General features: G+C 63.0%; 15 protein-coding genes and 1 other RNA gene. 7 read left to right on the top strand and 9 right to left on the bottom strand.

What is annotated here, in order from left to right:
* Window positions 1-24 precede the first annotated feature (24 nt).
* Window positions 25-378, top strand: a complete 354-nt coding sequence (gene uraH / locus P7A97_RS15440) for a hydroxyisourate hydrolase (protein ID WP_277690884.1) — start codon at window positions 25-27, stop codon at window positions 376-378.
* Between the two features lie 246 nt (window positions 379-624).
* Here the strand turns inward: uraH and P7A97_RS15435 are convergent, their stop codons facing one another.
* Window positions 625-1,974 carry an NCS2 family permease gene (locus tag P7A97_RS15435; RefSeq protein ID WP_277690882.1) on the bottom strand — a complete coding sequence of 450 codons (1,350 nt, stop codon included), beginning with the start codon at window positions 1,972-1,974 and terminating at the stop codon, window positions 625-627.
* A 398-nt stretch (window positions 1,975-2,372) separates the two neighbouring features.
* On the opposite strand from P7A97_RS15435, the gene P7A97_RS15430 reads away from it, so the two are divergent.
* Entirely contained in the window at window positions 2,373-3,140 is a 768-nt protein-coding gene (locus P7A97_RS15430; protein WP_277690881.1) for a GntR family transcriptional regulator, read from the top strand.
* A gap of 192 nt (window positions 3,141-3,332) precedes the next feature.
* Here the strand turns inward: P7A97_RS15430 and guaD are convergent, their stop codons facing one another.
* The 4 genes from guaD to xdhA all read right to left on the bottom strand — a co-directional run bounded on the left by guaD (window position 3,333) and on the right by xdhA (window position 9,567).
* The gene (gene guaD, locus P7A97_RS15425; protein WP_277690879.1) at window positions 3,333-4,637 is read right to left on the bottom strand and encodes a guanine deaminase; all 1,305 of its coding nucleotides are present in this window, start codon (window positions 4,635-4,637) and stop codon (window positions 3,333-3,335) included.
* Window positions 4,638-4,674: 37 nt separating this feature from the next.
* Window positions 4,675-5,517, bottom strand: coding sequence for a xanthine dehydrogenase accessory protein XdhC (xdhC, locus tag P7A97_RS15420; RefSeq protein ID WP_277690878.1), 843 nt, complete (start codon window positions 5,515-5,517; stop codon window positions 4,675-4,677).
* 221 nt (window positions 5,518-5,738) lie between these two features.
* Entirely contained in the window at window positions 5,739-8,135 is a 2,397-nt protein-coding gene (gene xdhB, locus P7A97_RS15415; RefSeq protein ID WP_277690877.1) for a xanthine dehydrogenase molybdopterin binding subunit, read from the bottom strand.
* Window positions 8,128-9,567: a xanthine dehydrogenase small subunit gene (gene xdhA / locus P7A97_RS15410; protein WP_277690876.1), complete on the bottom strand. Its 1,440-nt coding sequence runs from the start codon at window positions 9,565-9,567 to the stop codon at window positions 8,128-8,130. Before xdhA ends, xdhB begins: the two co-directional genes overlap by 8 nt.
* A 273-nt stretch (window positions 9,568-9,840) precedes the next feature.
* On the opposite strand from xdhA, the gene smc reads away from it, so the two are divergent.
* From smc to ligA, 3 genes are all read left to right on the top strand, one after another.
* Window positions 9,841-13,329, top strand: a complete 3,489-nt coding sequence (smc, locus tag P7A97_RS15405; RefSeq protein WP_277690875.1) for a chromosome segregation protein SMC — start codon at window positions 9,841-9,843, stop codon at window positions 13,327-13,329.
* 187 nt (window positions 13,330-13,516) lie between these two features.
* A complete protein-coding gene (gene zipA, locus P7A97_RS15400; protein WP_277690874.1) occupies window positions 13,517-14,368 on the top strand; it encodes a cell division protein ZipA in 852 nt (283 codons plus the stop codon).
* Between the two features lie 68 nt (window positions 14,369-14,436).
* Window positions 14,437-16,800: an NAD-dependent DNA ligase LigA gene (ligA, locus tag P7A97_RS15395; RefSeq protein ID WP_277690872.1), complete on the top strand. Its 2,364-nt coding sequence runs from the start codon at window positions 14,437-14,439 to the stop codon at window positions 16,798-16,800.
* Window positions 16,801-16,816: 16 nt separating this feature from the next.
* On the opposite strand, the gene P7A97_RS15390 is transcribed toward ligA, so the two are convergent.
* The gene (locus P7A97_RS15390) at window positions 16,817-17,095 is read right to left on the bottom strand and encodes an HU family DNA-binding protein (RefSeq protein ID WP_277690871.1); all 279 of its coding nucleotides are present in this window, start codon (window positions 17,093-17,095) and stop codon (window positions 16,817-16,819) included.
* 196 nt (window positions 17,096-17,291) lie between these two features.
* On the opposite strand from P7A97_RS15390, the gene P7A97_RS15385 reads away from it, so the two are divergent.
* Window positions 17,292-18,926 carry a methyl-accepting chemotaxis protein gene (locus P7A97_RS15385; RefSeq protein ID WP_277690870.1) on the top strand — a complete coding sequence of 545 codons (1,635 nt, stop codon included), beginning with the start codon at window positions 17,292-17,294 and terminating at the stop codon, window positions 18,924-18,926.
* 107 nt (window positions 18,927-19,033) lie between these two features.
* Window positions 19,034-19,130, top strand: an RNA gene (ffs, locus tag P7A97_RS15380) — signal recognition particle sRNA small type.
* Between the two features lie 219 nt (window positions 19,131-19,349).
* Here the strand turns inward: ffs and P7A97_RS15375 are convergent.
* The 3 genes from P7A97_RS15375 to P7A97_RS15365 form a co-directional block, all read right to left on the bottom strand.
* Window positions 19,350-20,090, bottom strand: a complete 741-nt coding sequence (locus tag P7A97_RS15375) for a transporter substrate-binding domain-containing protein (RefSeq protein WP_277690868.1) — start codon at window positions 20,088-20,090, stop codon at window positions 19,350-19,352.
* An 81-nt stretch (window positions 20,091-20,171) separates the two neighbouring features.
* Window positions 20,172-22,127 carry an acetoacetate--CoA ligase gene (locus P7A97_RS15370; protein ID WP_277690866.1) on the bottom strand — a complete coding sequence of 652 codons (1,956 nt, stop codon included), beginning with the start codon at window positions 22,125-22,127 and terminating at the stop codon, window positions 20,172-20,174.
* Between the two features lie 96 nt (window positions 22,128-22,223).
* The gene (locus tag P7A97_RS15365; protein WP_277690865.1) at window positions 22,224-23,126 is read right to left on the bottom strand and encodes a hydroxymethylglutaryl-CoA lyase; all 903 of its coding nucleotides are present in this window, start codon (window positions 23,124-23,126) and stop codon (window positions 22,224-22,226) included.
* Window positions 23,127-23,187 lie beyond the last annotated feature (61 nt).

Here is a 23,187-nt window from a genome sequence, read left to right as displayed (position 1 = left end):
AGGCGCCGTTGGCGCCTGTGCGATATGGGACGATTGACTACGCATGTACTGGATGCCGCCCACGGCAGCCCTGGCCGCGATATCACCCTCGAGCTGTACCGGGTCGAGGCTGGCGGGCTGGAGCTGGTCGCCAAGGCGAAGACCAACGACGATGGCCGCTGCGATGCCCCGCTGCTGCAGGGCGATAACTACCGTTCGGGCGTCTACCAGCTGCATTTCCATGCCGGCGACTATTACCGTGCTCGCGGCGTGCAGCTGGCCGAGCCGGCGTTTCTCGATGTGGTGGTGCTGCGTTTCGGCATCGATGAGCAGCAGGAGCACTACCACGTACCGCTGCTGATTTCGCCTTACAGCTATTCGACCTATCGCGGTAGCTGAGCTCTACCGGTCCTTTGGTGCTTTGCAGCCCGCTTAGTGCGGGCTTTTTTGTGGCCGGATGGCGCAAGCGTGGCGCCAGGCAGCAGGTCGTAGGCTTGGCAAACCCAGCGAATGCTATGCGTCTTGCCTCTGCGCTGGGTTTGCGGCCTTTGGCCTAACCCAGCCGACAAAGGCGATTAGGCGTGGTGTTGGCAGAATGCAGAAGCCCCGGTATCGCTACCGGGGCTTCGTGGGCGCAGTCTGACCTTAGAGGAAGGCGAACTTGGCGATAAAGATGACGCACAGCACGTAGAGGCTGACAGACACCTTGTCGCGCTGGCCGGTCAGCAGCTTGAGCGTGGCGTAGGTGAGGAAGCCCAGGGCAATACCGTTGGCGATGGAGAAGGTCAGCGGCATCATCACCACGGTGACAATGGCCGGAATGGTGTCTGTATGGTCCTTCCAGTCGATATGGGCCATGCCGCTCATCATCAGCATGGCGACGTAGATCAGCGCGCCAGCGGTGGCATACGCGGGAATCATGCCGGCCAGTGGGGCGAAGAACATGGCTGCCAGAAACAGCAGGCCGACCACGATGGCGGTCAGGCCGGTACGGCCACCGGCGGCGACGCCCGAGGCGCTCTCCACGTAGCTGGTGACCGGCGGGCAGCCGACCATGGAGCCGATCACGCTGGACGTACTGTCTGCCTTCAGGGCGCGGGACAGGTTCTGGATCTTGCCGTCTTCATCGACCAGGTGCGCGCGGTGGGCAACGCCCATCAGGGTGCCAGCGGTGTCGAACATGTTGACGAAGAGGAAGGCCAGAATGACGCTGATCATGCCGACATTCAGCGCGCCGGCGATGTCCATGGCGAGGAAGGTCGGCGCCAGGCTCGGTGGCATGGAGACCAGGCCGTTGTATTCCACCAGGCCGAACATCCAGCCGATGGCGGTGACGGCCAGCATGCTGAACAGGATCGCGCCGAACACGTTGCGGTGACTGAGCACGGCGATGAGCAGGAAGCAGATGGCGGCGAGCAGGGCGGACGGTTCGCTGAACGACCCCATGGTCAGCAGCGTGGCGGGGCTGTCGACGACGATGCCGGCGGTCTTCAGGCCGATCAGGCCGAGGAACAGACCGACCCCGGCCCCCATGGCAAAGCGCAGGCTCATCGGGATGCTGTTGAGCAGCCATTCACGAATCTTCGACAGGCTCATGATCATGAACAGAATGCCGGAGAGGAACACGGCACCCAGGGCGACCTGCCAGCTATACCCCATCTCGCCGACCACGGTGTAGGTGAAGAAGGCATTCAGGCCCATGCCGGGCGCCAGGCCGACCGGCCAGTTGGCATACAGTCCCATGAGGAAGCAGCCCAGCGCCGCACCCAGGCAGGTGGCAACGAACGCGGCGCCATGATCGACCCCCGCGGTGGCCATGATGTTGGGGTTGACGAAGATGATGTAGGCCATGGTGACGAAGGTCGTCAGGCCGGCAATCATCTCGGTCTTGATCGTGGTGCGATGTTCGGTGAGCTTGAACAGGCGCTCCAGCAGCCCTCGTCCCGATGAATATTCCGCAAGCGGTCGTTGTTCTTGTTGTTTAGCGCTTTCCACAGCAGGTACCTCTCAGATGTTGTTGTGAGTCGTTCGTCCGGCTGGTTGACCTGAATCCCTTGCGCGGCGAGTCGACTTGAGGTGCTTTGCCTCACGGGGCTGTGCCTGTTCCTGACTTTTAAGTCAGAAAGTGTGCGATTGGATTATCTTTTTGTGTACAAAAAAGTCAATTGATGTTTTCAAATATGCTCAGGAAAAAGCCGGGGAAAGCGTTCTAAGGATTTCCCTGGGCCGCTCACCATCGATGCAGGCCGCATGGCGCTTGGGATGCATGGTTATGGCGGATATTTTGTGTACAATGCCCGCAATCAAGCGCCTGCGTGATCAGAGACTGGCCAACAGCCCTCGCTTCGTCGTAGTGTCGCGTCAACGAGAGTCCTTATTCCTACGTGAGCCACATGAACGAAGCCGTGCAATCTCTGAGCAAGACTCCGCGTGCCACCAAGGCCGTCCGTGCGGGTACCCAGGACGAAGTGGTTTATGCACACATCTTCGAGGCCATCCTCGAACAGCGCCTGGCGCCAGGCACCAAGCTGAGCGAAGAAGCGCTCGGTGAGATCTTCGGTGTCAGTCGCACCATCATTCGCCGCGCGCTGTCGCGCTTGGCCCACGAGGGCGTGGTGTCGCTGCGCCCCAACCGTGGCGCTGTGGTTGCCAGTCCCGGCGCTGACGAAGCCCGGCAGATCTTCTACGCGCGGCGCATGATCGAGCGCGCCATTACCGAGCTGGCCTGCGCCCATGCCACACCGGCGCAGATCGCCGGCCTGCGCCAGATGGTGCAGGAAGAGCGCGCCTGCTTCGCCCGTGGTGACCGGGCCAAGGGCATTCGCCTGTCCGGCGAGTTCCACCTCAAACTGGCCGAGGCCGGCGGCAACCAGACGCTAGTTGGCTTCCTGCGCAGCCTGGTATCGCAGACCTCGCTGATCATCGCGCTGTACGAAAGCAGCAGCCGTACCCACTGCTCGGACGACGAGCACGACCAGGTCATCGATGCCATCGAGGCGCGTGACGTGGAGCGCGCGGTGGGCCTGATGATGCGCCACATGGACAGCGTGGACGCCAAGCTCAACCTGGAAGACGACAGCGCCACCGATGACCTGCACGCGGTGTTCTCGCACCTGCTGCAGGACAAGAAGAAGCCCGGGCGCGTGCCGCGCAGCGCCTGAACTCAGTTGTAATGAAAAAGGCCCCGCATTGCGGGGCCTTTTTGTTTCTGCTGTTCGACCGCGGCTCGGGACGGTTTTTGTGGGAGCGGCTTTAGCCGCGATGGTCGGTCGCTGCCGTGTCGCTCGCTTCGCGGCTGAAGCCGCTCCCACAGATACTCAGTCGTAGCCCGGATTGCATCAGGGCTACTCGGGTTAGCTGTCGCGCTGGTGCACCGAACGGCCGGCGGCGAAGGTTTCCTTCACGGTGCGGTCGTCGCCGAGGATGGTCAGGGCGAACAGGCGTTCCTCCAGGCTGCGCGCCTGCTGCATGCGGAAGTCGATCAGCGGCGTGGCCTTGTAGTCGAGCACGATGAAGTCGGCGTCCTTGCCGGCTTCGAAGTTGCCGATGTGCTGGTCGAGGTACAGCGAGCGGGCGCCGCCCAGGGTTGCCAGGTACAGCGATTTGAACGGGTTCAGCTTCTTGCCCTGCAGCTGCATGATCTTGTACGCCTCGTTGAGCGACTGCAGCTGACTGAAGCTGGTGCCGCCACCCACGTCGGTGCCCAGGCCGACGCGTACGCCGTGTCGTTCCATCTTCTCCAGATCGAACAGGCCGCTGCCGAGGAACAGGTTGGAGGTCGGGCAGAAGGACAGAGCCGAGCCGGTCTCGGCCAGACGCTTGCACTCGTCGTCGCACAGGTGCACGCCGTGGGCGAATACGGCGCGCGGGCCGGTCAGCTTGTAGTGGTCGTAGACGTCCAGGTAACCCTTGCGTGCCGGGAACAGCTCCTTGACCCAGGCGATCTCGGCCTTGTTTTCCGAAAGGTGGGTGTGCATGTACAGGTCGGGGAATTCGCCGAACAGCTTACCGGCCAGCTCCAGCTGGGCGTCGCTGCTGGTCGGGGCGAAGCGCGGGGTCACCGCATAGTGCAGGCGGCCCTTGCCATGCCAGCGCTCGATCAGCTCCTTGCTGTCGGCATAGCCGCTTTCCGGGGTGTCGGTGAGGAAGTCCGGGGCGTGGCGGTCCATCAGTACCTTGCCGGCGATCATGCGCAGGTTCAGCGCTTCGGCAGCCTCGAAGAAGGCGTCGACCGATTGCTTGTGTACGGTGCCGAACACCAGGGCGGTGGTGGTGCCGTTGCGCAGCAGTTCTTTGAGGAAGATGCCGGCCACGTCGGCGGCATGGGCCTTGTCGGCGAAGGCGCCTTCGGCGGGGAAGGTGTAGGTATTTAGCCAGTCCAGCAACTGCTCGCCGTAGGCGCCGATGATGCCGGTCTGCGGGTAATGGATATGGGTGTCGATGAAGCCGGGGGTGATCAGGGCGTTGCGGTACTCGCGAATCTCGATGCCTTGCAGTTTTGGCAGCAAGTCTGCGGCGGCACCGACTTCCAGCACCTGGCCGTTCTCGACCAGCAGGATGCCATCCTCGAAATACTGAAAGGAGGCCTCGATACCGACCTCGGCCGGGTCGGCGAGGCTGTGCAGGATGGCGGAGCGGTACGCGGTTTTCTGGCTCATGGGAAATCTCGATAGGGCCGTCGGGCGGCCATTTGAATCAGGAGTGGTTCTGGGCGCGGCGCGAGTCCGGCAGCAGTCGGCTGACGGTGGACTCGCCCTTGCGGGTGTCCTGGCCGAAGTGGGCGTTGTACTGGGCGACGATCTCGCCGGCGATGGAGATGGCGATCTCCGCCGGCAGCTTGCCTTTGACCTCGGGCAGGCCCATCGGGCAGCGCATGCGCTGCATCTGCTCGGCGGAGAAACCACGCTCGCGCAGGCGGTGCTCGAACTTGACCCGCTTGGTCTTCGAGCCGATCAGGCCGTAGTAGGCGAAGTCGTTCCGCGCCAGGATGGCCTGGGTCAGCTCTAGATCGAGCTGGTGGTTGTGGGTCATGACAATGAAGTAGCTGCCGGCTGGCATCTCGTCGACTTCGTCGACCACGTCCTCGCTGAGCACCTTTTCCACATTGGAAGGGATGTAGTTCGGGAATTCGGCATCACGCGAGTCGACCCAGCGCACCTTCAGCGGCAGGCTGGCGAGCAGCGGGATCAGGGCGCGGCCGACATGGCCGGCACCGAACAGGGCGATATGCCCCTGCGGCTGGCCCATGGGTTCAAATAGCAGCACGGTGGCACCGCCGCAGCACTGGCCCAGGCTGGCACCCAGGCTGAAGCGCTCCAGGCGGGTCTGCTGGGTGCGGCTGGTGAGCATCTCGCGGGCCAGCTCCATGGCCTTGTATTCCAGGTGGCCGCCGCCGATGGTCTCGAAGATGCGCTCGGCGGTGACAACCATCTTCGAGCCGGAATTGCGCGGCGTGGAGCCTTGCTCCTCGATGATGGTCACCAGCACGCAGGGCTCACCCTGTTGCTGCAGTTCGGCGAGGGCGCTGATCCAGCTCATTTGCTCAGCCTCCAGCTTGGCGAGGTCTGCCCCGGGCGTGGCAGGCGCCAGTTGCTCGGGGAGGGTTCCAGCAGCGGCGTGGGTAGCGGCCGTTGCTCCTGGTTTTTGGTGTTGGTGTGTCTTGTCATTGTTCTACACCCGTTTCGTACATTGTTCGCGGCTAGTCGTAGCCCGGATGTAATCCAGGATGGGCTTTCCCCGGATGGCATCCGGGCTACGCGTCAGGCCGGTTCGATCTCGGCGGTGCTGGCGGCTTTGCTTGTCTGCTTCAGCTTGCGCAGCTGCTCCACCCCCCAGAGCACGCGCTCCGGGGTCGCCGGCGCGTCGATCTTGGGCTGCACCTTGTAGTCGGCCAGGCTGGCCACAGCGTCCTTGATCGCGCAGAAGGCGGCGATGCCGAGCATGAACGGCGGCTCACCCACGGCCTTGGAGTGGAACACGGTCTGCTCCGGGTTCTTGCGGTTCTCCACCAGCTTCACGCGCAGGTCGATAGGCATGTCGGCGATGGCCGGGATCTTGTAGCTGGCCGGCCCGTTGGTCATCAGCTTGCCCTTGGCGTTCCACACCAGTTCCTCGGTGGTCAGCCAGCCCATGCCCTGGACGAAGGCGCCTTCGACCTGGCCGATGTCGATGGCCGGGTTCAGCGAGTCGCCTACGTCATGCAGGATGTCGCTGCGCAGCATCTTGTACTCGCCGGTCAGGGTGTCGACCAGCACTTCGCAGCAGGCCACGCCGTAGGCGAAGTAGTAGAACGGTCGCCCAGCGGCCTTGCTGCGGTCGTAGTAGATCTTCGGTGTGCGATAGAAGCCGGTGGACGACAGCGACACCTGGCCGAAGTAGGCCTTCTGGATCAGCTCCTCGAACGAGAGGAAGTGATCGCGCACGCGGACCTGGCTGTTGCGGAACTCGACGTCTTCCGGGGTGACCTTGTACTCGTGCACCAGGAAGTCGACCAGACGCTGCTTGATGGTTTCGGCCGCGTTCTTCGCCGCCATGCCGTTGAGGTCGGCGCCACTTGATGCCGCGGTCGGCGAGGTGTTCGGCACCTTGTCGGTGTTGGTGGCGGTGATCTGGATGCGCTCGATCTCGACCTGGAACACCTCGGCCACCACCTGAGCCACCTTGGTGTTGAGGCCCTGGCCCATCTCGGTGCCGCCGTGGTTCAGATGAATCGAACCGTCGGTGTAGATGTGGATCAGCGCGCCGGCCTGGTTGAGGAAGGTGGCGGTGAAGCTGATGCCGAATTTCACCGGGGTCATCGCCAGGCCCTTCTTCAGCACCGGGCTCTTGGCGTTGAAGGCGCGGATTTCCTCGCGGCGCTTGGCGTAGTCGCTGCTTGCCTCCAGCTCGGCGGTCATCTCATGGATAGCGTTGTGTTCGACCGTCTGGTGGTAGTGGGTGACGTTGCGGTCTTCCTTGCCGTAGTAGTTGTGCTTGCGTACCTCGAGCGGGTCTTTGCCGAGGTGGCGCGCGACGGCGTCCATCACTTCCTCGATGGCGACCATGCCCTGCGGGCCGCCGAAGCCACGGTAGGCGGTGTTGGAGGCGAGGTTGGTCTTGCAGCGATGGCCGTTGATGGTGGCGTTGCCGAGGAAGTAGGCGTTGTCTGAGTGGAACATGGCGCGGTCGACGATGGAGCCGGACAGGTCCGGCGAATAACCGCAGTTGCCGGCCAGCTCCATCTGGATGCCGCTGAGCAGGCCGTCGTCGTCGAAGCCCACTTCGTACTCGACGTAGAAGGGGTGGCGCTTGCCGGTCATGGTCATGTCTTCCATGCGTGGCAGGCGCATCTTGGTCGGGCGCTTGGTCAGGTGGGCGATCACCGCGCACAGGCAGGCCGGGCCGGCGGCCTGGGTTTCCTTGCCGCCGAAACCGCCGCCCATGCGGCGCATGTCGACCACGATCTTGTGCATCGGCACCCCGAGCACTTCGGCGACCAGCTTCTGCACCTCGGTGGGGTTCTGCGTCGAGGTGTAGACGATCATGCCGCCGTCCTCGGTGGGCATCACCGAGGAAATCTGCGTCTCCAGGTAGAAGTGCTCCTGGCCGCCGATGTGCAGGGTGCCTTTGATGCGGTGCTTGGCGCGGGCCAGTGCCGCATTGGAGTCGCCGATCTTGTGCTGATGGCTGTCGAGCACGAAGTGTTTCTTGCGCAGGGCATCGACCACGTCGAGCACCGGCTCCAGGTCCTCGTATTCAACGATGGCGGCCATGGCCGCCTTGCGTGCGGTTTCCAGGCTGTCGGCGGCCACGGCGAGCACCACCTGACCGAGGTATTCGACCTTGCCGTCGGCTAGCAGCGGATCGCCGGCGACGACGGGGCCGATGTCGAGCTGGCCGGGTACGTCCTTGGCGGTGATGGCGATGGCCACGCCAGGGAATTCATAGCAAGGGCTGACGTCCAGCTTGGTGATGCGCGCATGGGCACGCTCGCTCATGCGGGCGTAGACGTGCAGCTGGTTGGGGAACTCCAGGCGGTCGTCGATGTACACCGCTTCGCCACTGACGTGCTTGTCCGCGCTCTCGTGTTTGACGCCACGGCCAACACCGGTATTGATGCCGGCGCGGAACAGTTCGGCCAGCTCTGCCTGGGACTTGGAGGCGTGATGATTAGACATAGGCGGTCACCCGGGTTTCCACTTCAGGGGATTGCAGTTCGAGGAAGAAACGACGCAGCAGGTTCTGCGCGGTCAGCAGGCGGTATTCCTTGCTGGCGCGGAAGTCCGACAGCGGCGTGAAGTCCTCGGCCAGTGCCTCGCAGGCGCGTTCGATGCAACCCGGGTACCAGGCAGCGCCGATCAACGATTGCTCGCAGGCCGTGGCGCGCTTGGGAATGCCCGCCATGCCGCCGAAGGCGATGCGCGCGTCGCGCACCACGCCATCGATGACCGTCAGGTTGATGGCGGCACACACGGCGGAAATGTCGTCGTCCAGGCGCTTGGACACCTTGTAGGCGCGGAACGCCTGGTTGGCCTTGGCCCGTGGCACGATGATGCGCTCGATAAATTCACCTTCCTGGCGAGCGGTGACCTTGTAGTCGATGAAGAACTCGTCCAGCGGCAGGGTGCGGGTTTGGCTGCCTTTGCGCAGCACGATGCTGGCGCCGAGGGCAATCAGCAGGGGCGGGGCATCGCCGATCGGCGAGGCGTTGCCGATATTGCCGCCGAGGGTGCCCTGGTTGCGGATCTGCAGCGAGGCGAAGCGGTGCAGCAGTTCGCCGAAGTCCGGGTATTCGCGCGACAGCACGCCGTAGCAGTCCGACAGCGGCGTCGCGGCGCCGATCTCGATCACGTCGGCCTTCACTTCGATGCGTTTCATCTCGGCGACATGGCCGACATAGATCATCACCGGCAGCTCGCGGTGGAACTGGGTGACTTCCAGGGCCAGGTCGGTGCCGCCGGCGAGCAGGCGGGCCTGCGGGTTGGCGGTATAGATGTCGGCCAGGTCGGCCACGGTCAGCGGCAGCAGGCAGCGCTTGTTGCCACTGTTCAACTCGGCGGTTTCGCGTGGGGCGATGGCCTTGAGCTTGGCCACGGTGTCGGCTTCGGCGGCGTCGAACTGGTCCGGCTGGCGGTTGCAGCAGGCCTGTTCGGCGGCGTCGATGATCGGGCGGTAGCCGGTGCAGCGGCACAGATTGCCGGCCAGGGCTTCCAGGGTCTGGCCCTTGTCGTAACCATCGGTGTTCTTCTGCAGCGCAAACAGGCTCATGACGAAGCCGGGGGTGCAGAAGCCGCATTGCGAGCCATGGCAGTCGACCATGGCCTGCTGCACGTCATGCAGCTTGCCCTGGTAGCGCAGGTCTTCCACGGTGATCAGCTGCTTGCCGTGCAGCGAAGAAACGAAGGTCAGGCAGGAGTTGAGCGTGCGATAGCGAATACGTTCGCCCTCCAGTTCCCCAACGACCACGGTGCAGGCGCCGCAGTCACCGGAGCCGCAGCCCTCTTTGGTGCCAGGCTTGGCGACATGCTCGCGCAAGTAGTTGAGAACGGTGACGTTGGGGTCGAGTTGACGCTCGCTGCGTAACTCGCCGTTGAGAAGGAACTGGATCAAGGCGACCTCCAGGCTTTGTATTTGTTGTCACGAGGCTGTGATGAAGCCAATGTAGAATTTTCTGACTTTTGGGTCAATAAAATTTGACCGTGAGGTCAGCTGAGCGCACCAAAGGCTCTGTCATGCACCTTGCAGGCCCCTGGATTGGCATGCCAAATGCCTGTGTTAAACTCGCCCGCGCCCGAATTTCCCACTCTAAGAACAGGAACAGCATGAGCTTCCAGGCCCCGCAGTGCCTCCGTGAACGACACATGCCAGGAGTGGATGCATAAGATGCGCCTGAAATGCATCAAGCTGGCCGGCTTCAAGTCCTTCGTCGACCCGACCACCGTCAGTTTCCCCAGCAATATGGCGGCCGTGGTCGGCCCCAACGGTTGCGGCAAGTCCAACATCATCGATGCTGTTCGCTGGGTGATGGGTGAGAGTTCGGCGAAGAATCTCCGTGGCGAGTCGATGACCGACGTCATCTTCAACGGCTCCAACACGCGCAAGCCGGTCACCCAGGCCAGCATCGAGCTGATTTTCGACAACAGCGACAACACGCTGGTCGGTGAATATGCAGCCTTCGCCGAGATTTCCATCCGCCGCCGCGTGACCCGCGACGGGCAGAACACCTACTTCCTCAACGGCACCAAGTGCCGCCGCCGCGATATCACCGACATCTTCCTCGGCACCGGTCTGGGCCCGCGCAGCTACTCGATCATCGAGCAGGGCATGATCAGCAAGCTGATCGAGGCCAAGCCGGAAGACCTGCGCAACTTCATCGAGGAAGCGGCCGGCATCTCCAAGTACAAGGAGCGCCGCCGCGAGACCGAGAGCCGCATCCGCCGCACCCAGGAAAACCTGGCGCGCCTGACCGACCTGCGCGAAGAGTTGGAGCGCCAGCTTGAACGCCTGCATCGCCAGGCCCAGGCGGCCGAGAAGTACCAGGAATACAAGGCCGAGGAGCGTCAGCTCAAGGCGCAGCTGTCGGCACTCAAGTGGCAGGCACTGAACGAGCAGGCCGGCGCCCGTGAAAAGGTCATTGGTGACCAGGAAGTGGCCTTCGAGGCCCTGGTGGCCGAGCAGCGCAGCGCCGACGCCAGCATCGAGCGCCTGCGTGATGGGCACCATGAACTGTCCGAGCGCTTCAATCAGGTGCAGGCGCGCTTCTATTCGGTCGGCGGCGACATTGCCCGTGTCGAGCAAAGCATCCAGCACGGCCAGCAGCGTCTGCGCCAGTTGCAGGACGACCTCAACGAGGCCGAGCGTGCGCGCCTGGAAACCGAATCCCACCTCGGCCACGACCGCACCTTGCTGGCCACCTTGGCCGAAGAGCTGGCCATGCTTGAACCCGAGCAGGACCTGACCAGCGCCGCCGCCGAGGAATCCGCCGCGACGCTGGAAGAGGCCGAAAGCGCCATGCACGGCTGGCAGGAGCAGTGGGAGAGCTTCAACCAGCGCAGTGCCGAACCGCGCCGCCAGGCCGAGGTGCAGCAGTCGCGCATCGCCCAGCTGGAGCAGAGCCTGGAGCGTCTGGTCGAGCGCCAGCGCCGCCTTGCCGACGAGCTGGCGCAGCTGTCCGCCGATCCTGAGGATGCGGCCATTATTGAACTGGCCGAGCGACTGGCCGCCAGCGAGCTGAATCTGGAAGAGTTGCACGCCGCAGAGGAGGGCCAGGCTGAGCGCCTGGAACAGCTACGCGGCGAGCTGCAGCAGGCCACCCAGGCTCAGCAGCAGGCTCAGGGCGAGCTGCAGCGCCTGAACGGTCGCATCGTCTCGCTGGAGGCGCTGCAGCAGGCCGCGCTCAATCCCGGCAAGGGTGCCGCCGAGTGGCTGCGCGAGCACCAGTTGCACAGCCGTCCGCGCCTGGCCGAGGGCCTGCGCGTGGAAAGCGGCTGGGAGCTGGCGGTGGAAACGGTGCTGGGCGCCGATCTGCAGGCCGTGCTGCTGGACGACTTCGCCAACTTGAACCTGGGCGGCTTCGACCAGGGCGAATTGCGCCTGCTCAACCCGCAGAACGGCGGTGCTCGCATCGCCGGCAGCCTGCTGGACAAGGTCGAAGCCAATATCGACCTGGCTCCGTGGTTGGGGCAGGTGCGTCCGGTGGAGGATTTGGAGCAGGCCTTGGTTCAACGCCTGCAGCTGGGCGAGGGCGAGAGCCTGATCAGCCGCGACGGCTACTGGGTTGGCCGGCACTTCCTGCGGGTGCGTCGTGCCAGCGAGGCCGAAAGTGGTGTGCTGGCTCGTGGCCAGGAGCTGGAGCGCCTACAGGCCGAGCGTGATGAGCGTGAAGCGGCCTTGGCTGATTTGGATGAGCGCCTGCAACAGCTGCAGGCCGCTCAGCGTCAGCAGGAGGAAGCACGCGAGCAGCAGCGCCGCCAGGTGCAGGACGAATCGCGGCGCTTGGGCGAGATCAAGGCACAACTTTCTGCCGGCCAGGCCAAGGCCGAGCAGCTGGCTCTGCGTCGTAGCCGTCTCGAAGAGGAACAGGTCGAGGCCGCCGAACAGCGCGAGCTTGAGCAGGAGCAACTGGGCGAATCAAGGCTGATCCTGCAGGAGGCGCTGGAGGCCATGGCGCTGGACACCGAGCAGCGCGAGCACTTGCTGGCCAGCCGCGACCAACTCCGTGAGCGCCTTGACCGGATGCGTCAGGAGGCTCGCCAGCACAAGGATCACGCCCACCAGTTGGCCGTGCGCCTGGGCTCGATCAAGGCTCAGCACGAGTCGACCCGCCAGGCGCTGGAGCGCCTGGAAATGCAGTTTGAGCGGGCCATCGAACGACGCGAACAGCTCTCGCTCAATCTGGAGGAGGGCGCCGCGCCGCTGGAAGAGTTGCGCATGAAGCTCGAAGAGCTGCTGGAGAAGCGCATGGGCGTGGAGGACGAGCTCAAGCTCGCTCGCCTGGCCCTGGAAGATGCTGACCGCGAGCTGCGTGACGCCGAGAAGCGCCGCAGCCAGGCCGAGCAGCAGTCGCAGCTGCTGCGTGGCCAGCTAGAGCAACAGAGGATGGACTGGCAGGGGCTGAGCATTCGCCGCAAAGCCTTGCAGGATCAGCTGCAGGAGGAGGGCTACGACCTGCATGGCGTGCTCGCTACCTTGCCGAGCGAGGCCAGCGAGGCAGCCTGGGAGCAGCAACTGGAGCAACTCGCCGGGCGCATTCAGCGGCTGGGGGCGATCAACCTGGCAGCGATCGACGAATACCAGCAGCAATCCGAACGCAAGCGCTACCTGGATGCCCAGGACGCCGACCTGGTCGAGGCGCTGGATACCCTGGAAAACGTCATCCGCAAGATCGACAAGGAAACCCGCAACCGCTTCAAGGAAACCTTCGACCAGATCAATGCTGGCTTGCAGGCCCTGTTTCCCAAGGTATTCGGCGGTGGTCACGCCTATCTGGAACTTACCGGCGAAGATCTACTCGATACCGGGGTGGCGATCATGGCGCGGCCGCCGGGCAAGAAGAACAGCACCATCCACCTGCTGTCCGGTGGTGAGAAGGCGCTGACGGCTCTGGCGCTGGTGTTCGCCATCTTCAAGCTCAACCCGGCACCGTTCTGCATGCTCGACGAAGTCGATGCGCCGCTGGATGACGCCAACGTTGGGCGCTATGCACGTCTGGTCAAGGAGATGTCGGAAACCGTGCAGTTCATCTACATCACCCACAACAAGATCGCGATGGAAATGGCCGATCAGTTGATGGGCGTCACGATGCACGAACCGGGTTGTTCGCGACTGGTCGCTGTGGATGTCGAAGAGGCCATGTCGTTGGTGGATGCCTGAAGGCGAGGCATTAAACATGGTGAAATGCCTTGCGGCGGTGCACATTTACCATTCGTCGTGCTAGCTTAGGCCTCACTTTTATTACCTACGAAAAACAGCTGTAGAAACATACAGTTATTGATGTTTAAAAGGGCCTGGAAGGCCTTGTTTCCATTACAAATTCACCGTTCAGGGGCTTGGGAGTTTCATGGAGCTGCGCTATTGGCTGATCGTCATTGGTGTGATCGTTATCGTCGGCATTCTGTTTGATGGCTGGCGCCGCATGCGTGGTGGTAGCGGCAAGCTGAAATTCAAGCTGGATCACAGCTTCAGTAATCTGCCGGACGATGATTCCGACCCTGACCTGCTTGGCCCGCCCCGTGTTGTCGATCGCAAGCGCGAGCCGGAATTCAAAGAAGAAGACATGCCCACCATGAGCGCCAGCGAACTCAATCGCCGGCGCAATATTGAAGTGCCCCAGCCTGAGCCTAACCGCAAGCGCCACATCGAACCGCAGCAGGGTGATCTCAACCTGGATGCCGATGAGCCGGTGCCGACCCTGCTGACCCCGGTCGAGGACGAAGAGGAGCAAGCCAGCCTCAAGTCGCACAAAGAGCAGGCGCCGGTCGAAGAAGTGCTGGTCATCAATGTGATCGCTCGCGGCGATGAGGGCTTCAAGGGCCCGGCCCTGCTGCAGAACATCCTGGAGAGCGGCCTGCGCTTCGGCGAAATGGACATTTTCCACCGCCACGAGAGCATGGCTGGCAATGGTGAAGTACTGTTCTCCATGGCCAACGGCGTCAAGCCGGGCACCTTTGACCTGGATGACTTTGACCTGTTCTACACCCCGGCGGTGAGCTTCTTCCTCGGCCTGCCAGGCCCGCGTCATCCCAAGCAGGCCTTCGACCTGATGATCGCCGCCGCGCGCAAGCTGGCGCACGAGCTGAACGGTGAGCTGAAGGACGACCAGCGCAGCGTGATGACCGCGCAGACCATCGAGCACTACCGTCAGCGTATCGTCGAGTTCGAGCGCAAGAAGCAGCTCGCCGGCAAGCGCTGACCGTTCCACCTTATGCAATCCCAAGAGCAGCCTAGGCTGCTCTTGTCGTTTTTCAGGACACAAGCCCCATGACTGACGTCGCCCAGCGCATTCTCCAACTGCGCGCCGAACTGGATGAGCACAACTACCGCTATTATGTGCTCGATGAGCCGAGCGTACCCGACGCGGAGTACGATCGCCTGTTTCGCGAGCTGCAGGCACTGGAAGAGCAGCACCCTGAGCTGATTACCGCCGATTCCCCGACCCAGCGCGTCGGTGGTGAAGCCTTGGGCGCTTTCGGCGAAGTCCGCCATGAGGTGCCCATGCTCAGCCTGGGTAACGCCTTCGAAGAGGATGATCTGCTCGCTTTCGACCGTGGCGTGCAAAATGGTCTCGGGTTGTCGGGTGGTGATCTGTTTGGTGGCGGTGCCGAGGTGGAGTACAGCTGCGAGCCCAAGCTCGATGGTCTGGCTGTAAGCCTGTTGTACCGCGATGGCCAGCTGGTGCGCGGTGCAACCCGTGGTGATGGCAGTACGGGCGAGGACATCAGCGCCAATGTGCGCACCATCCGCAATGTACCGCTCAGGCTCAAGGGCGAGGGCTGGCCGGCCGTGCTGGAAGTGCGTGGCGAGGTGTACATGCCCAAGGCCGGTTTCGACGAGCTCAATGCCCGTCAGGCCGAGAGTGGCGGCAAGACCTTCGCTAACCCGCGAAACGCAGCCGCTGGCAGCCTGCGCCAGCTCGACCCGAAGATTACCGCCAGCCGCCCGCTGGAGTTCTGCTGCTACGGCGTCGGCCAGGTGAGCGGTGAGCTGCCGGCAACCCAGGTCAAGATGCTGGAGCAGTTGAAAGCCTGGGGCGTGCCGATCAGTCGCGAGCTGAAATTGGCGCGCGGCGTCGAGGCTTGCCTGGCCTATTACCGCGACATTGGCGAGCGGCGCATGGCGTTGCCCTATGACATCGATGGCGTGGTGTTCAAGGTCAACACGATCGAGGATCAGCAACAGCTGGGCTTCCGCGCCCGCACCCCGCACTGGGCCATCGCCCACAAATTTCCGGCCCAGGAAGAGCTGACCGAGCTGCTCGATGTGGAATTCCAGGTCGGTCGTACGGGCGCGGTGACTCCGGTGGCGCGCTTGAAACCGGTCAAGGTGGCCGGTGTCACCGTGTCCAACGCGACCCTGCACAACATGGATGAAGTGGCGCGCCTGGGCCTGATGATCGGCGATACCGTGATCATCCGCCGCGCAGGCGATGTCATCCCGCAGGTGATGCAGGTGGTGCCCGAGCGCCGTCCGGGCGATGCCCGCCCGGTGCAGATTCCCGAATGCTGCCCGGTGTGTGGCTCGGCAGTGGAGCGCACCCAGCTGATCAAGCGCGGCAAGGGCAAGGAAACCACCAGTGAGGGCTCGGTTTATCGCTGCGTTGGCCGTCTGGCCTGCGCCGCCCAGCTCAAGCAGGCGATCATCCACTTCGCTTCCCGCCGTGCGCTGGATATCGAGGGGCTGGGCGACAAGATCGTCGAACAACTGGTCGACACGGGTCTGGTTGCTTCCCCAGCCGATCTGTTCACCCTGACCTACGAGCAGGTGGTGACGTTGGAAGGCTTCGCCGACCTCTCCACGCGTAACCTGTTGGCGGCGATCAAGGACAGCGCCAAACCCACGCTGGCCCGTTTTATCTATGCGCTGGGCATTCCCGATGTGGGCGAGGAAACCGCCAAGCTGTTAGCCCGCGCCCTCGGTTCGCTGGCGCGTATCCGCCAGGCGTTGCCGGAAGTGCTGACCTACCTGCCGGATGTGGGGCTGGAAGTGGCCCATGAGATCCACAACTTCTTCGGTGATGCGCACAACCTCAAGGTCATCGACGAGCTGCTGTCCCGTGGCGTCGAATTGCAGGAAGAGGGCGACCTCAACCCTGAGTTCTCTGCCTGTGCGACCCTGCCGGGCTTTATCGACAAGCTCAATATCCCCTTCATCGCCGCGACCGGCGCGGAAAAGCTGGCCGCCAAGTTCGGCAGCCTGGAAGGGGTGATCAAGGCCGATTGGCTGGACCTGCGCCAGGTCGAACGTCTCAACGAGAAGGCCGCCAAGTCCCTGCGAGACTACTTCGACAAGCCGGCCAATGCCGAGCGTGCGGCCCTGATTGAGGCTCAGTTGCGCGAGTTCGGCATGCACTGGCAGAGCGAGAAGAAGGTGGTGCAGGGCTTGCCGCTGGCGGGCCAGACCTGGGTACTGACCGGCACGCTGGAAGTGATGAGCCGCGACCAAGCCAAGGAAAAGCTGGAAAGCCTGGGGGCCAAGGTGGCGGGTTCCGTGTCAGCCAAGACCCACTGCGTGGTAGCTGGCCCAGGTGCGGGTTCGAAACTGGCGAAGGCCAGTGAACTGGGGGTGCGGGTGTTGGACGAACAACAGTTCCTTGCGGCATTGGCCGACTACGGTATCGATCCCTAGCCGGCCACAGATTGGCTCAGTTGAGCCCATCGACCAGGGCTTTGGCCGGCACGAGTTTGACCACCTTTTTGGCGGCGATCTGGATGGCTTTGCCGGTCGACGGGTTGCGGCCGGTGCGGGCTGGGCGTTCGCTGACTTTCAGCTTGCCGATGCCGGGCAGATTGATCTCGCCATCGTTCTCCAGCGCGTCGGCGACGATTTCACCGAGCTGATCGAGCAGGGCGCGCACGCTGCTTTTTTGCAGATCGCAGGCTTCGGCGAGGTCGGAAATGAGTTGATCCTTGGTGATGGCCATAAGGGCTCCAGTCGTGTGGTTTGCCGCGAACGCTACCATAAAGACCGGCCTTGTTCTGCCGCTAAACTGGAAGTGAGCCTGGCGGCCTGATCCAGGCCGTAGTTGCCATCCTCTCCGGTCCCTTAGGTGTCGATGTCCCAAGACTGACTATGCTGATGGCAGAACAATAGCGTTTTACTGCGCGGGAGAAGCCACCATGCTGCGCTTGTTTGCCGATCTGGGTTTTCGCTGGAAGATTGCTCTGCCCATCTTGCTACTGGCCTTATTGCTGGTGCTGATGGGAGGTTTGGGCATGAGTGGTATTCAGCAGGTTGCTGATTCCAGCACTCGTCTTACCAATCGCTACCTGCCTGCGATCAGTGTGTTGCTCAATGCGGATCGCGACCTTTACCAGGCCTTCGTCGCCGAGCGCAGTCTCCTTGGCGAGTCCGCAGGTGAGCATGCTGAGGCCTTGCGGGCGTCTCACGCGGAGAATATGCAGCAAGCCTACGACCGCGTGCACAAATACGCCGCAATGCAACCCAGCGCCGAGGCGCTGGCTTTGGTGAAAAGTTTCGATGCCGGATTCGCCCGCTGGAAGGCGACCTCCACCAAGGTTCTGGAGCTTGCCGTCAGTGATCCGGGTGCGGCTTCGGCGCTGAGTTTCGGGGAAAGCGAGAGTCAGTTTGAAGCCATGCGCGAGTCGATCGATAAGCTGGGCGAAATGGAGGACAACGAAGCTAACGCCGAAGGCCTCAAGGCTATTGCCCTGGGTGAAGAACTCAGCTGGCAGCAAGGCAGCATCATTGCTGTTGGCCTGTTCATATGCGCCGTGCTGGTGCTGGGCTTCCCGCTGCTGGTGACTCGTCCGCTGCACAGTCTGCTCAACCGTATCGAAGAGATTGCCGAGGGCGATGGCGATCTGCGTGTGCGTTTGGAGGTTTCATCGCGCGATGAACTGGGCAAGCTCAGCGATGCCTTCAACCGCTTCCTCGACAAGTTGCAGCCGTTAATCAAAGAAGTTGGACGAGTGACCGGCGAAGTGGCTGAGTCGGCCCAGAGTCTGGCGGGCATGGCTGCGGCCAATGACCGACTGATCAGTAGCGAGCATGCGGCTGTCGATCAGGTCAGTACGGCGGCCACTGAAATGAGCGTCGCTGTCCATGAAGTAGCGCGCAACGCCCAGAATGCGGCGGATGCCGCTCGTAACGCGGAAACCCAGTCCCGCGAGGGGGCCGAGGTCGTAGGCGCCACTATCCACGCTATCCGTCAGTTGGCACACGAGGTCGAAAGTGCCTCCGAAACTATTCAAACGCTGGAGCAGGAAACGGCCAACATCGGTGCTGTGCTCGCCGTGATCAAGGGTATTGCCGAGCAAACCAACCTGCTGGCACTGAATGCCGCCATCGAAGCTGCGCGTGCGGGTGAGCAGGGGAGAGGCTTTGCTGTCGTGGCCGACGAGGTGCGTGCTCTGGCTGCACGCACCCAGGACTCGACCAAGGACATTCAGGAAATGATCGAACGCCTGCAGGTCGGTGTGCAGAATGCCGTCAAGGCCATGCATTCCGGTAGTGCCAAGGCTCGCGACAGCGTTGAGCGTGCTGCGGGCGTCGATGGCGCACTGTCTGCTACCGGAGATTCGGTCGCTCGCATCAATGATATGGCTGCCCAGATCGCCACCGCATGCGAGCAGCAAAGCAGCGTAACCGAGGAAATCGCCCGCAACATCAGCGATATTCGCGACCTTTCCAACGAAGCTGCGGCAACCTCGGAGCAGAGTACCCAGGCCAGCGCGCGTCTTTCCGACCTGTCTCATGGTCTGGCGCAGCTGGTGGGCCGCTTCCGTGTCTAGCGCCTGCAAGCCAATCACACGGCTAAGTGCTTGAAGCGGTTGTAACTTTGCTCCCAGTCAGTACAATGGCGCGGCCCGTCGTTCGACGGGCTTCGTTATGGTGGCCCCATCGGTCCCCCCGCAACGATTACCCGTCAACCTGGTCAGGTCCGGAAGGAAGCAGCCATAGCGGGAACGTCGTGTGCCGGGGTGTGGCTGATGGGGCCGCCTCCATTTTGTAAGCCTGCATTTCAAGACCAGTAGCTGAGCAGCCCAGGCGCGGCGGCGGTTTTTGAGGTTTTGGTACTTCTCGTCGTCAATCGCAATAGGCCCTTATTGCGTACTTTAAAAGTACTGAGCGCTTCCATTTATTTGCTATTCCAATTGTTCTTGCTGCCTTTGGCCTGGCAGGTCGGTGCGATGCATTGGCTGCGCGGGCGAGGTTCAGTGCGGTTCGAGTTCAGACACATAGACCTGACGTAAACGCAGACTCTCGCCACTTGACTCCAGTTGCACCACGGCGGCTTTCAATTGCTCCACGAGTTGCGAGTCGCAGCTCTTGGAGCAGGCCAAGTAGAGTTCTGAGCTGGCCAGAACAGGGCTCTGGCGCAATTTCTGCCGCTGTGGTGACGATTGGCTCCAGATGTACAGTGCTTCCGGAACTCCAGTAAACCAGGCATCTATACGTCCGAGCTCGAGCAGAATGGCTGGGTTCTCGCCCAGCTTGAGTTGGATGATCTGCTCGTCGGCGAAGCCTTCGCGTCGCAGGATCTCTACTTGGGCTGTGCCAAGCCCGACGCCAATGCGCTGGTATCGCTGGCGTGCCTGGTCGAAGTTGCGGACAGGCTCGTCGAGGCTAAAGAAAGCACGCTCCAGTGGCATGACCGGGACGATCCAGGTGTAGCTGGCCTCGCGATCCGGAGTACGAGATAGCGGAATGATGAGCTGATTGTGGCCCGTGGCAACGTTCATCTGGGCTCTTGCCCAGGGTTCATCAATAATGCGCACCGTTCGGCCGCTAAGCGCGATAGCTGCGAGCGTGATATCGCCAACCATGCCGTGGCCTCGGCTGTCGTTTTGCAACGTCAGCGGGGGCGCGTCCGGCATATGCAGGTTCAGTGGTTCTTCGGCAGCAACGTAGCCGGCAAACAGCAGAGCAACCAGCAGCCAGAGGACGATTTGCATCAGCAGTATCCTGTCCTGGTATGCCATCCAATATAGCTAATGCTGCGGTATTTCTGGCTCAGTTGGGAGTGGCTCACTTATTCACGACCGTAATTCCTTGAGGTCACGATACAGCTCCAAAGCTTGTGGGTTGGCCAGGGCATCGGTGTTCTTCACCGGCTTGCCGTGCACCACGTTGCGCACCGCCAACTCGACGATCTTGCCGCTGATGGTGCGCGGGATATCGGCGACCTGGACGATCTTGGTCGGCACATGGCGGGGGGTGGTGTTGGCGCGGATGATCTGGCGGATTTGTGCTTGCAGTGCATCGGTCAATGCCACGCCGTCCCGCAGGCGTACGAACAGCACAACGCGCACATCGCCTTCCCAGTCCTGGCCGATGGCGATGGATTCCAGCACCTGCTCGACCTTTTCCACCTGGCGGTAGATTTCGGCGGTGCCGATGCGCACGCCGCCGGGGTTGAGCACGGCGTCGGAGCGACCGTGGATGACCAGGCCGCCGTGCTCGGTGATTTCGGCATAGTCGCCATGAGCCCAGATACCGGGGAAGGTCTCGAAGTAGGCAGCGTGGAATTTCTCGCCCTGCGGGTCGTTCCAGAAGCCCACCGGCATGGAGGGGAAGTGGCGGGCACAGATCAGCTCGCCTTTCTCACCGATGAGCGGCTGGCCGGCCTCGTTCCACACCTGCACATCCATGCCCAGGCCCTTGCACTGCAGCTCGCCGCGCCACACCGGCAGGGTCGGATTGCCGAGGGCGAAGCAGGAGACGATATCGGTGCCGCCGGAGATGGAGGACAGGCAGACATCGCTTTTGATGTCGCGGTAGACGTACTCGAAACTCTCGTGGGCCAGTGGCGAGCCGGTCGAGAGGATGGCCTTCAGGCGCTGCAGCCTGTGCGTTTCGCGCGGTTTGGCGCCAGCCTTTTCCAGGGCTGCGATGAATTTGGCGCTGGTGCCGAAGAGGCTGATGTTCTCGGCATCGATCAGGTCGATCAGGCGTTCTGCCGTGGGATGGAACGGCGAGCCGTCGAACAGCACCAAGGTGGCGCCGAGAGTCAGGCCGGAGACCAGCCAGTTCCACATCATCCAGCCGCAGGTGGTGTAGTAGAACAGCGTGTCGTTGTTCGTAAGATCGGTATGCAGGCCGAGCTCCTTGACGTGCTGCAGCAGGGTGCCGCCGACGCCATGGACGATGCACTTGGGCACGCCGGTGGTGCCGCTGGAGTAGAGGATGTACAGCGGCTGTTCGAAGGGCACCGGGGTGAAGCCGGGTTCGCCGCCGACCTGGTAGAAGTCCTGCCACAGGCTGACGCGGGCGGCGGTGCGGAAGTCGCTCGCCTGGGCTTCAGGGTTGGAGTAGGGCACCACCAGCAGTTGCTGCAGGCTGGGCAGGCGTTCGAGGATTTCGTTGAGCTTGGCGGTCAGGTCCAGATTTTTGCCGGCGTAGCGGTAGCCGGCGGCGGCGATCAGCACCTTGGGTTCGATCTGGCCGAAGCGATCGATCACGCCCTGGGTGCCGAAGTCCGGCGAACAGCTCGACCAGGTCGCGCCCAGGCTGGCAGTGGCGAGCATGCCGACTACGGTTTGCCAGGTATTGGGCATAAAGGCAGCCACCCGGTCGCCGACACCGACGCCGGCGGCCTTGAGGCTTTGCTGCAGGCCGGCGACGTGCGTGGCCAGCTCGGCGTAGGTCAGTTGCTCGCGGCTGCCGTCCTCGCCGATGGCGACCAGCGCCGGGTGGGCGTCGCGTCGACGCAGCAGGTGTTCGGCAAAGTTCAGGGTGGCGCCGGGGAACCAGTGGGCACTGGGCATGGCGCTGCCTTCGCGCAGCACGCACTCGGGCTGGGTGCTGAAGCGGATGTCGAAGAAGTCGACGATGGCCTGCCAGAAGGCTCCGCGTTCGGCCACGCTCCAGGCGTGCAGGGCAGGGTAGTCGGCCAGCGACTGGTCATGGCGCCGGTTTACGAAGTGGCGGAAGGCATCGAGGCGGGTGGCGGCGATTCGTTCGGCGGAAGGGGTCCAGAGCGGTTGCTGCATCTCGGTCTCTCGTGCGTCGAGTGGAGATACCGATAGCATAACCGCCACGGATCAAGTCAGCGCGCTGCTCAGCGCTGTGCGAACGTCCAGTTCGGTTCAGGCTCGCGCGAGGCTGGCTTTGGCCACTCGCGAGCCGTTGTCCTTGCCAAGCACCTGGCAGATGCGCTGGCCGGCGGCGATCAGCTTGTCCATGTCGATGCCGGTGTGGATGCCCAGACCGTTCAGCAGGTAGAGCACGTCCTCGGTGGCGACGTTGCCGGTGGCGCCCTTGGCATAGGGACAGCCGCCCAGGCCGGCGACCGAGCTGTCGAACACGGCGATGCCTTCCAGGAGGCTGGCATAAATGTTGGTCAGGGCCTGACCGTAGGTGTCATGGAAATGCCCGGCGAGCTTGTCGCGCGGGATATCGCGGCCGACCACGTCGAACAACTGGCGCGTCTTGCCGGCGGTGCCGGTGCCGATGGTGTCGCCCAGCGACACCTCGTAGCAGCCCATGGCCAACAGCTCCCGCGCCACGGCGGCGACCTGCTCAGGTGCTACTTCGCCCTCGTAGGGGCAGCCGAGCACGCAGGACACATAGCCGCGCACGCTGATGCCCTGGGCCTTGGCGGCGTCCATCACTGGCACGAAACGCTGCAGGCTCTCGGCGATGGAGCAGTTGATGTTCTTCTGCGAGAAGGCCTCGGAAGCGGCGGCGAACACCGCGACTTCCTTGACCCCGGCTTCGACGGCGGCCTCGAAACCCTTGAGGTTGGGGGTGAGGGCGCCGTAGACCACGCCGGGCTTGCGCTGGATCTGGGCAAACACTTCGGCGGAGCCGGCCATCTGTGGCACCCACTTGGGCGAGACGAAGCTGCCCACCTCGATATAACTCAGGCCGGCGGCGCTCAGGTCGTCGGTGAGGCGCACCTTGTCGGCCACGCTGATCGGCTGTTTCTCGTTCTGCAGGCCGTCGCGCGGGCCGACTTCGACCAGGCGGACGTGTTGCGGCAGATTCATGGATTTCCTCGCAAGATTGGTTTGGCGGCCCGCTCCAGGGTGCAGGGAGTGGGTCGCCCGG

It is taken from the genome of Pseudomonas sp. GOM6 (assembly GCF_029537485.1).
Taxonomy (GTDB): domain Bacteria; phylum Pseudomonadota; class Gammaproteobacteria; order Pseudomonadales; family Pseudomonadaceae; genus Aquipseudomonas.
Note: the sequence above shows the minus strand (reverse complement) of the source record. Positions and strands in the feature narration are given on the sequence as shown.

Excerpts from the sequence above, each read along its gene's own strand:
- uraH (WP_277690884.1), top strand. The coding sequence starts at position 25 with ATGGGACGATTGACTACGCATGTACTGGATGCCGCCCACGGCAGCCCT.
- P7A97_RS15430 (WP_277690881.1), top strand. The coding sequence starts at position 2,373 with ATGAACGAAGCCGTGCAATCTCTGAGCAAGACTCCGCGTGCCACCAAG.
- guaD (WP_277690879.1), bottom strand. The coding sequence starts at position 4,637 with ATGAGCCAGAAAACCGCGTACCGCTCCGCCATCCTGCACAGCCTCGCC.
- xdhC (WP_277690878.1), bottom strand. The coding sequence starts at position 5,517 with ATGAGCTGGATCAGCGCCCTCGCCGAACTGCAGCAACAGGGTGAGCCC.
- xdhB (WP_277690877.1), bottom strand. The coding sequence starts at position 8,135 with ATGTCTAATCATCACGCCTCCAAGTCCCAGGCAGAGCTGGCCGAACTG.
- smc (WP_277690875.1), top strand. The coding sequence starts at position 9,841 with ATGCGCCTGAAATGCATCAAGCTGGCCGGCTTCAAGTCCTTCGTCGAC.
- zipA (WP_277690874.1), top strand. The coding sequence starts at position 13,517 with ATGGAGCTGCGCTATTGGCTGATCGTCATTGGTGTGATCGTTATCGTC.
- ligA (WP_277690872.1), top strand. The coding sequence starts at position 14,437 with ATGACTGACGTCGCCCAGCGCATTCTCCAACTGCGCGCCGAACTGGAT.
- P7A97_RS15390 (WP_277690871.1), bottom strand. The coding sequence starts at position 17,095 with ATGGCCATCACCAAGGATCAACTCATTTCCGACCTCGCCGAAGCCTGC.
- P7A97_RS15385 (WP_277690870.1), top strand. The coding sequence starts at position 17,292 with ATGCTGCGCTTGTTTGCCGATCTGGGTTTTCGCTGGAAGATTGCTCTG.
- P7A97_RS15375 (WP_277690868.1), bottom strand. The coding sequence starts at position 20,090 with ATGCAAATCGTCCTCTGGCTGCTGGTTGCTCTGCTGTTTGCCGGCTAC.
- P7A97_RS15370 (WP_277690866.1), bottom strand. The coding sequence starts at position 22,127 with ATGCAGCAACCGCTCTGGACCCCTTCCGCCGAACGAATCGCCGCCACC.
- P7A97_RS15365 (WP_277690865.1), bottom strand. The coding sequence starts at position 23,126 with ATGAATCTGCCGCAACACGTCCGCCTGGTCGAAGTCGGCCCGCGCGAC.